At 40.9% G+C, this 12,491-nt stretch carries 7 protein-coding genes and 1 pseudogene; all 8 read left to right on the top strand.

The window, feature by feature from the left end; genetic code table 11:
- The first annotated feature begins 545 nt into the window (after window positions 1-545).
- The 8 genes and pseudogenes from PROCOU_RS04415 (at window position 546) to PROCOU_RS04380 (ending at window position 12,483) form a co-directional block, all read left to right on the top strand.
- Window positions 546-1,277 (top strand): MBL fold metallo-hydrolase, encoded by a 732-nt coding sequence (locus PROCOU_RS04415; RefSeq protein ID WP_036069908.1) that lies wholly within the window; start codon window positions 546-548, stop codon window positions 1,275-1,277.
- Between the two features lie 14 nt (window positions 1,278-1,291).
- On the top strand, window positions 1,292-2,287 hold the full coding sequence (gene lplA, locus PROCOU_RS04410) for a lipoate--protein ligase (protein ID WP_036069906.1): 996 nt from the start codon (window positions 1,292-1,294) through the stop codon (window positions 2,285-2,287).
- Window positions 2,288-2,469: 182 nt separating this feature from the next.
- The gene (glgB, locus tag PROCOU_RS04405) at window positions 2,470-4,458 is read left to right on the top strand and encodes a 1,4-alpha-glucan branching protein GlgB (RefSeq protein WP_208293603.1); all 1,989 of its coding nucleotides are present in this window, start codon (window positions 2,470-2,472) and stop codon (window positions 4,456-4,458) included.
- Window positions 4,459-4,494: 36 nt separating this feature from the next.
- Complete coding sequence (locus tag PROCOU_RS04400; protein ID WP_036069923.1) at window positions 4,495-5,637, top strand: glucose-1-phosphate adenylyltransferase; 1,143 nt, start codon at window positions 4,495-4,497, stop codon at window positions 5,635-5,637.
- Window positions 5,627-6,775 (top strand): glucose-1-phosphate adenylyltransferase subunit GlgD, encoded by a 1,149-nt coding sequence (gene glgD / locus PROCOU_RS04395; RefSeq protein WP_051994186.1) that lies wholly within the window; start codon window positions 5,627-5,629, stop codon window positions 6,773-6,775. The genes PROCOU_RS04400 and glgD overlap by 11 nt, the downstream gene beginning before the upstream one ends.
- The gene (gene glgA / locus PROCOU_RS04390; RefSeq protein ID WP_036069904.1) at window positions 6,772-8,196 is read left to right on the top strand and encodes a glycogen synthase GlgA; all 1,425 of its coding nucleotides are present in this window, start codon (window positions 6,772-6,774) and stop codon (window positions 8,194-8,196) included. The genes glgD and glgA overlap by 4 nt, the downstream gene beginning before the upstream one ends.
- A gap of 50 nt (window positions 8,197-8,246) precedes the next feature.
- A pseudogene (locus PROCOU_RS04385) lies at window positions 8,247-10,653 on the top strand (glycogen/starch/alpha-glucan phosphorylase).
- 18 nt (window positions 10,654-10,671) lie between these two features.
- Entirely contained in the window at window positions 10,672-12,483 is a 1,812-nt protein-coding gene (locus tag PROCOU_RS04380; protein WP_051994185.1) for a glycoside hydrolase family 13 protein, read from the top strand.
- Window positions 12,484-12,491: the final 8 nt, after the last annotated feature.

Here is a 12,491-nt window from a genome sequence, read left to right as displayed (position 1 = left end):
AAATCAGTAAGGCTAAATTTATTTTTTACTTGTTCTGATGTTTTTTCCATTTTTAAAACTCCTAATTCAATTATTTATCTGGGAAAAAAACATCTTGAACAGGGAAATGCTGGGACCATGATTTTTATTCTTATGATATAAAAATTCATGATTATCACCTTCTTTCATCGAAAAAGAATAACACAATTTCAAAAGAATCGCAATGTAGGTATAATAAATGATGGCTAGTATTGTAAAAAATAAATGCATCATGACGGATTGTAGCAAAATACGATCTATATGCAAAGAGGAGGACTACTTTATAAATTTGTAGAACCATTTTTTATCATCGGTTGAATCGGGTACTAAAAGTTTACGATGAATTTGAAACATTGCTTTTGGATTATATTTTTGAAGTAACTCATTGGGAAAGATGTCAGAATGAAATGGAAAATAAATATATGTTTTTTAGTCAAAAATCAAACGATGGAACGATAAATATACTCCCCATGCCTATTTTAGTGTATGATAAATAGGTAGACTAAATCGTGAGAGGACGTGTGGACATGAAGTTGACTATATTCGGTCACTGGGGTGGCTATCCAAAAGTGGATGAAGGGACATCGAGTTATTTACTGGAAGAGGATGACTTTAAATTATTGATTGATGTCGGTGCAAGTGCCGTTTCTATTATGCAGAATTATGTGAATCCAAATGAAATTGATGCGGTAATTATTTCGCATTATCATCCGGATCATGTGGCAGATGTCGGGATATTACAGCACTATCGTTTAATTGGCGGGATGAATGCGGATGTTCCGGTGTTGCCGATGTATGGACATGATGAGGATGCGCGTGGTTTTTCTTACCTGTCAATGCCTAATGTGTCGGAGGGAATAGCGTACGATCCAAGCAAGGCACTTACTGTTGGACCCTTTACGATTACATTTTTAAAAACGGTGCATCCAGTTATATGTTATGCGATGCGAATTGAAGCAAATGGCAAAGTATTTGTCTTCACTGCGGATTCAGCCTATCAGGAATCATTTGTTCCTTTTTCAAAGGGAGCGGATTTATTGATGGCTGACACGAATTTTTATAAGGACTTAGCTGGAAAAAGTCAGATTCACATGGCGAGTACGGAAGTTGGGAAATTGGCACAGGATGCCGGAGTGAAAACATTGTTGTTGTCTCACTTGCCACAATTTGGTGAACTGGCCACGTTAAAAGCAGAAGCGACATCAGAATTTGATGGACAGATTGTGTTAGCTGAAAAAGGATTAATTATCGAGTTCTAAGGAGGAAATAAAGCGTGTATTTTATTGATAATAAAAATGTGTTAGATCCAACGATTAATTTGGCGGTGGAAGAATTTATTTTGACGGAGCTTGATTTAGATGAGCCAGTGTTGCTGTTTTATATTAACCAGCCATCAATTATTATTGGGCGTAATCAGAATACGATTGAGGAAATTAATACGGAATATGTCGCAGAAAATAATATTAAGGTCGTGCGTCGTCTATCTGGTGGGGGAGCGGTTTATCATGATGAGGGAAATTTGAATTTCAGTTTTATCACGAACGATGATGGCGATTCGTTTCATAACTTCGCAAAATTTACTGAGCCGATTGTCGTGGCGCTAAAAAAACAAGGTGTGAATGCGGAATTGAAAGGGCGCAATGATTTGTTAATCGATGGTTTCAAAGTGTCTGGTAATGCGCAATTCGCGACAAAGGGCAAGATGTTTTCGCACGGAACGTTGATGCTTGATTTGAACTTGGATGATGTCGTGGCGTCGTTAAAGGTTCGTAAGGATAAAATTGAATCGAAGGGCATTAAGTCAGTGAGGAGCCGGGTTGCGAATATTTCGGAGTTTATGGAGAACAAGATGACGACGGAGGAATTTCGCGATTTACTTCTGCTAGATATTTTTGAAGTCGAAAGTGTGGCGGATGTGAAAGAATATGTGCTTACGGAGGCCGATTGGGAAAAGATTCGTGCGATTTCGGCGAAGCGCTATAATAACTGGGATTGGAATTATGGAAAGTCGCCTAAGTTTAACTTGGAACGGACGAAGCGTTTTCCAGTTGGGGGTATTGATGTGCGCCTAGATGTTGTGAAAAGTATCATTGCAGACGTGAAGATTTTCGGTGATTTCTTTGGGGTTGGTGATGTGACAGAGATTGAAAGTAAACTTCGCGGTGTTAATTATGAGCGAAGTGCAGTAGAAAAGGCGTTATCTGATGTAGATATAAAACATTATTTTGGTAACATTACAAAGGAAGACTTCTTAGATTTAGTGTATTAATAAACATAGAGAGTCTAGGCTACAATGCTTAGGCTCTTTATTTTACGCAGTTTTTGATAAATAAAAAATGATATAAGCTTTACTGATGGTATTATTTTCAAAAAGCCAAGAAATCTGGTATATTAGGAATAAGGAAATTATGTTGACAGTTTCCGATTTACTTCATAAATGGACGCGACAGAATGATTTTTTGTTTTGAAATAGAGAGAAAACAGATTATTCAAAAAGGGTGTGATGAAGTGAGTAATAAATTGCAGATCGGAAACATGTCAGAAGCGGATACATATTTATTTAATACGGGGAGTCATTTTCAGAGTTATCAGCTGATGGGGTGTCAGTTTGCAGTGGATGCGGATGGGAAAGAAGGGTTTTCGTTTCGTGTTTGGGCTCCAAACGCACAGAAAATTGCGATCGTCGGTGATTTTTGCGATTGGGATACTGGGATAATTTTGCATAAAATTGGGAATACGGGAATTTGGGAAGGCTTTTCGACGAAAGCGAAACAGGGAAATCATTATAAGATTTTGGTGGAGGATTCAAATGGCAACCAGAAATTAAAGATGGACCCGTATGCATTGGCGTTTGAGTTAAGACCAAAGGATGCGGCCGTGGTAACCAAAATGCCAGATTTCAAATGGACAGATGGACGCTGGATGGCAAAACGGAAGCGGAAAAATTTATATCAGGCACCACTCAATATTTATGAGGTGCATGCCGGTTCTTGGCGGAAACCACAGGATGGTAGGGATGCAGAGTTTTATACTTTTGCGGAACTTGCGGATATGCTGATTCCATATGTGATGGAGATGGGTTATACGCATATTGAGTTTATGCCACTCATGGAACATCCACTGGACGCATCTTGGGGCTATCAAATTACGGGTTATTATGCGTTGTCGGCGCGTTACGGGAGCTTAGAAGATTTTATGAGTTTTGTGGATGCTTGTCATGCCGCGAATATTGGTGTAATTATGGATTGGGTACCGGGGCATTTTTGTCGAAATGATAATGCGTTATCTTATTTTGATGGTACGCCACAGTTTGAATATTGGAAGACGTTTCAGGCAGATAATGTCCGCTGGGGAGCGCTTAATTTTGATTTGTCTAAGGCTGAGGTGCATAGTTTTTTGATTTCAAATGCACTTTTTTGGATTGAAATGTGTCATTTGGATGGTTTGCGTGTTGACGCAGTATCGAATATGATTTATTTGGATTATGATGATGGATACTGGGAAGCAAATGAAGATGGCGGAAATGTGAATAAGGCTGGTGTCGCTTTTGTTCAAAAGTTAAATACAGAGGTTTTTAAGCGATATCCGGACATGTTAATGATTGCAGAGGAAAGTACAGCATATCCAGGTGTGACGTTACCTGTTGATGTTGGCGGGCTCGGTTTTAATTATAAGTGGAATATGGGGTGGATGAACGATATCTTAGAATTTTTCGAGATGGATCCTTTGTTTCGAAAGGATCATTTTAATCTCGTGACGTTTTCGTTCATGTATATGTTTAAGGAGAATTATATTTTGGCGTTGTCACATGATGAAGTGGTACATGGTAAAAAATCGATGATGCACAAAATGCCAGGGGATCGATATAACCAGTTTGCGGGACTCCGAACATTGGAGGCATTTTTGATGATGCACCCTGGGAAAAAATTAAACTTCATGGGCAACGAGACAGGACAATTTTTGGAATGGAAGTTCGCAGAAGAATTGGAATGGGCAGATTTAAAACAAGATTTGAATCACCAATATCAATTTTTTGTGAAGTCTTTAAATGCAATTTATGTGGGGCACCGGGCATTGTTTGAGCTCGATCATGATTCTGCTGGGATGGCAATTTTGGATGCAGATAATCGAGATGAGTCGATTTTGACGTTTATTCGCCGAGGTACAAAGCCGCGCGATTTCCTCGTGGTAGCGTGTAATTTTGTGCCAGTGGAAAGGCAGCGAGTCAGGATTGGAGTTCCTTATGAAGGGGTTTATGCAGAGTTGTTGAATACGGAGTCGTTTGATTTTGGCGGGACTTGGAAGACGGCGCAAGCAGAAATGCGCACGAGTGAGGCGGGGCATAATGGACAACCGTATAGTATAGAAGTTATCATGCCCGCAACGAGTGTACTTATTATTAAGCCGAAAAGAATAAAAGGATATAAAAAAGGGCGGTGAAGGGGATTTGCCGTGAAAAAGCAGTCCCAGATGATTATGAAAAATGACATGATTGCAATGATTTTAGCAGGTGGACAAGGTTCAAGGCTCGGGGATTTAACGAAAACAATGGCAAAACCAGCTGTTTCATTTGGTGGGAAGTACCGAATTATTGATTTTTCGTTAAGTAATTGTTCCAATTCGGGTATTGATACGGTTGGAGTAGTGACGCAGTATCAGCCACTTGAGTTGAATGAACATATTGGGGACGGCTCATATTTTGATTTAGATTATAAGAGTGGTGGCGTGACGATTTTGCAACCGCATCTTAGTTTGGAAGGTGAGAAGTGGTTTAAAGGAACGGCACACGCGATTCACCAGAATGTAAGTTTTATCGATAGTCATAATCCGGAATATGTACTAATTTTATCAGGGGATCATATTTATAAAATGGATTATGAGAAAATGCTCGATTATCATAAGGAAAAAAATGCAGCGCTGACGGTGGCTGTTATTGAGGTGCCAATGGAAGAAGCGTCACGATTTGGAATTATGAATATAGATAACACAGGGCGGATTATTGAGTTTGAAGAGAAGCCAGCAGAGCCGAAAAGTAATTTAGCATCGATGGGGATTTATATATTTAAATGGAGTTTATTGCGACAGTATTTGAAAGATGCGCAGTCTAAAAATATAGATATGAGCGACTTTGGGAAAAATATTGTGCCAGCGTATTTGAATAACGGTGAGCATATTTTTGCGTATCGTTTTTCTGGTTATTGGAAAGATGTTGGCACGATTTCAAGTTTGTGGGAAGCGAACATGGAGTTCATTAATCCTTGCCACGAGTTGAATATTAGGGATCGGGAATGGCGCATTTATTCGAAAAATCCGATTGCACCACCACAGCATATTACGAAACAGGCAGATGTAAAAAATGCGCTGATTGTCGATGGGTGCTTTATAAATGGTAAAGTTAAGCATTCGATTTTGTCGCAGAATGTGAAGGTTGGCGAGAATAGCGTGATTGAGGACAGTGTGATTATGCCAAATGCGGTAATTGGGAATAATGTGGTGTTAAAACGAGCAATTGTTGGTGAAAATGCAGTTATTGCGGATAATGTGGAAATTTTGGGTGAGGACGAGATTCAAGTCGTGGGTCACCATGCAATGATAGGAGTGTCGGAAGATGAAGGCTAATAAAATTTGTGGAATATTAAACTTATCGGAAAATAAAGAAGGAATGCAGCCTTTGACGAAAAACCGACCTCTTGCAGCGATGCCATTTGCGTGTCGTTATCGCTTGATTGATTTTCCGTTATCGAATATGACGAATGCAGGTATTAATACGATTGCGATGTTTTTGAATGAGAATAACCGCTCTTTGTTTGACCATATTAGGAGCGGAAAGGAATGGGATTTGAACACGATGTACGGTGGTTTGTTTGTGTTTGATGAACGTAATGCAGATGATTTGTCACAGGAGAATTATGATAACAGCTTGAATTTTTTGACGAAATCGGCGACGGAATACGTGGTTATCATGGGGAGTAAGATGATTTGTAATCTTGATTTGAAATCGGTTTTGCAACATCATAAGCAACAAGACGCTGATGTGACAGTGGTTTATAAGAAGATTACGTCTTCTATTGAGGCGGGGAATCATGAGAATTTGATGACACTTGATTTAACGCCAGGAGGAAAAATTTTGGCGAATGAGGAAGTTGGAAAAGAGGAGCAGCTGCCGGAGAATAGTGCACTTAGCATGGAGATTTATTTGTTGAAGCAGGAATTATTGTTGAAATTGCTTGCTAATTACCGTGAAACAGGGCGTGATTTTTCGCTGGATGCCGTGATGAAGCAGGCGGTGGAACATACGAAAGCGAACGGTTTTGAATACACGGGCTACTTGCGACAAATTTATTCGGTGAACTCGTATTTTGATGGAAATTTTGATATGTTGGAGGATCATAATTTATCAGCGCTATTCCAAGAGAATCAGAAAATCCATACGAAAGCAAAGAATGAGGTGCCAACTTTTTACGCCGAGAGCTCGGATATAAAGGACTGTTTGGTCGCGAATGGTTGTTTATTGCGTGGATCAGCGGAGCATTCGTTGTTATTCCGAAACGTGGTGTTGGAAGAAGGAGCGAGCGTGAGCAATTCGATGATTATGCAAGGTGCTCGAGTTGGTGAGGGCGCGCGATTAGAATATGTCATTGCGGATAAGAAAAGCGTTATTGCACCAGGCGTTGCGTTGATTGGGACGCCAGGGAATCCGATTGTTGTGAAGAAAGATGAACAAATTGAGACAAGCAGAGGGGCGGAGGTCGGATGAAAGTCCTATTTGCAGCAGCGGAGGTTTTTCCATTTGTGAAAGTAGGTGGGCTTGCAGATGTGGCGTATGCATTACCAAAAGAATTGGTGAAGCAGGGCGTTGATATCCGCGTAGTGCTACCGTTTCACACGAAGATGGCGCAGGAATTTAAGGATGAGATGGAGGATGTGACACAGTTTACGGTGGACGTTGGTTGGCGTCAGCAGTTTTGCGGTGTGAAGACGTTGGTACGTGACGGCGTGCGCTTCTATTTTATTGATAACTTGTATTATTTTGATCGACCGAATGTGTATGGGGATTACGATGATGCGGAGCGCTATGCATTTTTCTCGATGGCGGTTTGTGAAATGATGGAGAAAATTGATTTTGTTCCGGATTGGTTGCACGTGAATGATTGGCATACGGGGATTATTCCGCTGTTACTTGCAGATAAGTATCATTGGATTGATGCGTATCAAGGGATTCGGACGGTGTTGACGATTCATAATTTGCAGTTTCAAGGAATTTATTCACCGCGGGTTTTGGAAGATTTGCTCGGAATTGGGATGCAGATGTGGCATGAAGATGGGATTAAGTATTATGATGATGTGAACTTTATGAAGGGTGCGATTCAGTTTGCAGATCAGATTACGACGGTTAGCCCAAGCTATGCACAGGAAATTCAGACACCACTTTATGGGGAGCGTTTGGATGGTTTGCTACGGGCGAATGCTTGGAAATTGACGGGCATATTAAACGGGATTGATCAGGAGTTGAATGATCCAGCAAATGATTCGCTGATTCCGAATACCTTTAGCCAGAAGGCTATGACTGGAAAAGCCAAAAATAAGGCAGCAATGCAGGAGCGTCTCGGTTTACCGGTGCGAGCAGATGTGCCGCTGATTATTATGGTATCGCGTTTGACTCACCAAAAAGGATGCCATCTAGTGGAAGAAAGCTTGGATGCGTTATTGCAAAAGGATGTTCAAATCGTGATTCTCGGTAAAGGAGAAACAGCTTTTGAGGACTCTTATCGCTTTTTCGAGCATGTGTATCCGGATAAAATGTCGGCGAATATTGATTTTGACATTGGCTTTGCACAACAGCTTTATGCGGCGGGGGACATGTTGTTGATGCCTTCTTGGTTTGAGCCATGCGGGATTTCGCAGTTGATTGCGATGCGTTATGGGACACTTCCAGTTGTGCATGAAACAGGTGGCTTGAGAGATACTGTTCAGCCTTTTAATAAGTACACGCGTGAAGGCACTGGTTTTAGTTTTGATAACTATGATGCTGGCATTTTTAGAACTATTTTAGAATCGGCAATCACGCTGTATGAGGAACAACCTGATGTTTGGCGGCAGCTTGTGACGCAAGCGATGGACAAGGATTTCAGTTGGAAAGTTTCAGCTGAAAAATACAAGGGTATCTATGAAAAATAATGTTTATTACAAAGCACAAGCTAGTCAAACGCAAGTAGGGAGGAATCATATTGGAAATTAGTAAAGAGCATTTTAAAAAAGAGTACAATCGTGTATTGACGAGTCTTTACGCTTCGGAAATTCATGATTTGACACCACTGGAACAGTACATCACATTGGGAAGTGTTGTCAAGGAGTACACAGCTCAAAATTGGATGCAGACGAAGAAGGAATATCAGCAAGATCAAGCAAAACAAGTTTACTATTTTTCGATTGAGTTTCTACCTGGGAAGTTATTAAAAAGTAATTTGCTGAATTTGGGTATTTTGGATACGGTTCGAGAAGGTTTGGCGGAGCTTGGTGTGGAATTTGCCAGTTTGGAAGCAATCGAGGCGGATCCCGGTCTCGGCAATGGCGGGCTAGGCAGATTGGCGGCTTGCTTTATGGATTCAATGGCGACATGTGATGTGCCGGGAAATGGGAACGGGATTCGTTATCGCTACGGGTTGTTTAAGCAGAAATTTGTGAATGGTTACCAAGTTGAGTTGCCGGATGACTGGTTGAGACATACGAATGTATGGGAAACACGGCGTGAGAATAAGGCAGAGATTGTGCGCTTTTTTGGAGATGTTCATTTGGAAGAGGATGAGAATGGTCATATTAAACCAATTTATTCGCACACGGAGGATATTTTAGCGGTGCCTTATGATACGGCGATGACTGGCTATGCGAATGATACGGTGAATAATTTGCGGCTTTGGTCGGCTGAAATACCGCCAAGCGAGGAAATGGACTATTTTTCGGAGGAACGGCGGAAGTCCGTCCATAGTATTTCGGAGATGCTATATCCAGATGATTCTAGCTATGATGGTCGGTTGTTGCGCTTGAAGCAGGAGTATTTTTTTTGTTTCGGCTGGTGTACAGAGTATCATTCGTTACTATCTAAAATTGGGCGTGTCAATGGAGCATTTGGCGGAGAAAATTTCGATTCACATCAACGATACACACCCAACGATGTGTATCCCAGAGTTGATGCGAATTTTACTTGATGAAGAAGGAATGAGTTGGGATGCAGCGTGGGCGATTACGATGAAAACGTGCTCGTATACGAATCATACGATTATGGCAGAAGCGCTTGAAAAGTGGCCTGAGCAGATGGTTTCGGATTTAGTACCACGGATTTACCAGATTATTTGTGAGATTAATCGTCGGCATTTGGAAAGTATGACGCCACTTTATGGAGCCAATTTTACGCAGCGAACAGCGATTATTCAAGATGGCGTTATTCATATGGCACACTTGGCTATTATTGGGAGTCATAGCGTTAACGGCGTGGCCAAATTGCATACGGAGATTTTAAAGGAAAAAGCATTGCACGATTTTTATTTGGCGTATCCAGCTCGTTTTAATAATAAGACGAATGGGATTACACACCGTCGTTGGCTGTTGCTGAGCAATGAAGGTTTGAGTAATCTGATTAGCGACTATATTGGCACTGAGTGGAAGACAAAACCGAATGAACTATACTTACTGAAAGCCTTCAAGGAGGATACTGTTTTACTTGAAAAACTAGAACAGGTCAAATTGGCGAATAAGCAACATTTAGCGGCATATGTTGAAGAAACGATGGGAATTGACATTAATCCAAATGCAGTTTTTGATGTCCAGATTAAGCGACTTCATGCGTATAAACGGCAATTGCTGAATGTATTGCATATTTTATCGCTATATTTGAAGTTAAAGGAAACAAACTCGGAGGAAGAGATGGTTCCGCGTGTATTTATTTTTGGGGCGAAGGCAGCACCTAGTTATTCCTATGCAAAGGAAATTATCAAGTTGATTAATGCAGTGGCAGATTTGATTAATAATGATACGTCAATTGCTAACAAAATTAAAGTCGTGTTCGTGGAAAATTACGGCGTGACACTTGCAGAAAAAATTATTCCTGCAGCTGATATTAGTGAGCAGATTTCACTTGTTACAAAAGAGGCATCCGGAACAAGTAATATGAAATTGATGCTAAATGGGGCGATTACGCTTGCTACGTTAGACGGGGCGAATGTGGAAATTCGTGATAGGGTCGGCGATGAGAATATGCTATTATTTGGAATGCAGGATCAGGAGTTGTATCACTTTTATGATTCGAATTCTTATCATTCGCACGAGATTTATGATCATAATCCGCGATTAAAACGCTGTCTGGATGCGCTTATTGATGGGACGATTCCGAACATTGAGGCAGAGGGGCGCGAAATTTTCGATTCGCTTTTAAAGTATAATGATGAATATTTTGTGCTGAAGGATTATGAGTCTTATGTGCATGCACAGTCACGAATTGATGGCTTGTATCGTGATCGGAAGAGGTGGAATCAGATGTCACTTCTGAACATCGCGCATGCGGGGGAGTTTTCATCAGACTACACGATTATGCACTATGCGGATGAAATTTGGAATGTGCACCACAATAAAAACTTGTGACGAAAGGGAGTTTAACCAGTGGCGGAAGTAGTCTTATTTGATTCATGGAATGAGCTTTACAAACGACCTTTTGGCGCAGTGAATGCGAGCGCGACGATTGATTTTCGAATTGATGTCGCGCTTCCTTATGTTTCCAAAGTGGAGCTTAAAATTCACAAAGATGGCATGGAGGAGCAGAGTTTTGCGATGAGCCATACGCAAGGTAATGCTTATCAGGTTTCCTTCCAGCCATATGCGGCGACGGGGCTTTATTTTTATTATTTTAAAATTGAGCAGGATTTCGATACACAAACGCGAACGACGTATTACTTTAATAATCCTGATTTATATGGTGGCAAAGGTTTTTTTACGGAAAATTACGATGATATTCGTACGTATCAACTGACCTGCTTTGAGTATGCGGATAAGGCACCAGAATGGTATCAGGATGCGGTTTTTTATCATATTTTTGTTGATCGTTTTTTCAATGCAGACGATCATGTGCGTGCACCGAAGCCGGATTCATTTATTTATGCAAGGTCAGAGGATACGCCTTATTACATTAAAAATGCGAATGGTGAGATTGTGCGTTGGGAGTTTTTTGGTGGAAATTTGGATGGAATCACACAGAAGTTAACATATCTGAAAGAGCTGGGTATTTCAGGGCTCTATTTAAGTCCGATTTTTGAGGCGAAGAGTAATCATAAATACGATACGTCAGATTATAAGAAAATTGATCCAATGTTTGGCGATGAATCGATTTTAGCGGATCTAATTCGTAAGGCTGGCGAGATGGGAATACGGGTTATTTTGGATGGTGTTTTCAATCATGTTGGTGAGGATAGTGTGTATTTTAACAAGTACGGTAATTTTGAATCGATTGGGGCTTATCAGAGTGTAGCTTCACCATATTATTCTTGGTTTACATTCCATCAGTATCCAAATCAATATGATGCTTGGTGGGGTGTTAGTAATTTACCTGTGGTGAATAAGCAAAATGTGGATTTTCAACGGTTGATTTACGGCGAACCAGGTAGTGTTATCGATTATTGGACATCGCAGGGAATTGCCGGTTGGCGACTAGACGTTGCAGATGAGCTTCCCGATGACTTTATCGGTGGTATTCGCGAAACCTTGATGAAGTATCCCGATCGTGTGTTAATCGGGGAAGTTTGGGAAGATGCCTCTAACAAAATCGCATATGATAAGAGGCGCCATTATCTAGAAGGTGGTATGTTGCAAGGGGTGATGAATTATCCGTTCCGCCAAATGACTATTGATTTGCTCAATGGGAGTTTGACGGCGAAACAGACGGCGCAAAAAATGATGGCGCTAAAAGAGAATTATCCAGTAGAAGCATTGCAAGCGAACTTGAATAATATTGGAACGCATGATACACCAAGGATTTTCACGGTATTGTCAGAAAATAAAGCGAAGTTGCGATTGGCCATTTACATGTTGATGAATTTACCAGGTGTGCCATGTGTGTATTACGGGGATGAGTCAGGTCTTACAGGAGGTGCAGATCCTGATAATCGTAAATTCTACCCGTGGGGGCGCGAGGATGCAGAGATTAGTGAGTTTTTCCATGAAGCAATTATGTTGCGAAATCGGAATGAAGCGTTGCGAAAGGGGCAGTATCATCCGTTCTCACTAGGTGGGTTGTTTGGCATCATTCGTTATATTGATGAAGCTAACTGGCATGTTTTTGTGATGAATCCAACAGCCCAAGAGCAACAAGTCGATTTGAAGGCGATTTATCCAGAGCGTGATGATTGGTTGCCATTATTGGAATCCGCGACTATTCATGGATGTACGATTGCTCCATATGGATTTTTTTTTTTCGCATAATAAAAGAG

This window comes from Listeria rocourtiae FSL F6-920 (genome assembly GCF_000525975.1).
Lineage (GTDB): Bacteria > Bacillota > Bacilli > Lactobacillales > Listeriaceae > Listeria_A > Listeria_A rocourtiae.
This window is presented reverse-complemented; position numbering and strand designations above follow the sequence as displayed.

Excerpts from the sequence above, each read along its gene's own strand:
- PROCOU_RS04415 (WP_036069908.1), top strand. The coding sequence starts at position 546 with ATGAAGTTGACTATATTCGGTCACTGGGGTGGCTATCCAAAAGTGGAT.
- glgD (WP_051994186.1), top strand. The coding sequence starts at position 5,627 with ATGAAGGCTAATAAAATTTGTGGAATATTAAACTTATCGGAAAATAAA.
- glgB (WP_208293603.1), top strand. The coding sequence starts at position 2,470 with ATGATTTTTTGTTTTGAAATAGAGAGAAAACAGATTATTCAAAAAGGG.
- glgA (WP_036069904.1), top strand. The coding sequence starts at position 6,772 with ATGAAAGTCCTATTTGCAGCAGCGGAGGTTTTTCCATTTGTGAAAGTA.
- PROCOU_RS04400 (WP_036069923.1), top strand. The coding sequence starts at position 4,495 with ATGAAAAATGACATGATTGCAATGATTTTAGCAGGTGGACAAGGTTCA.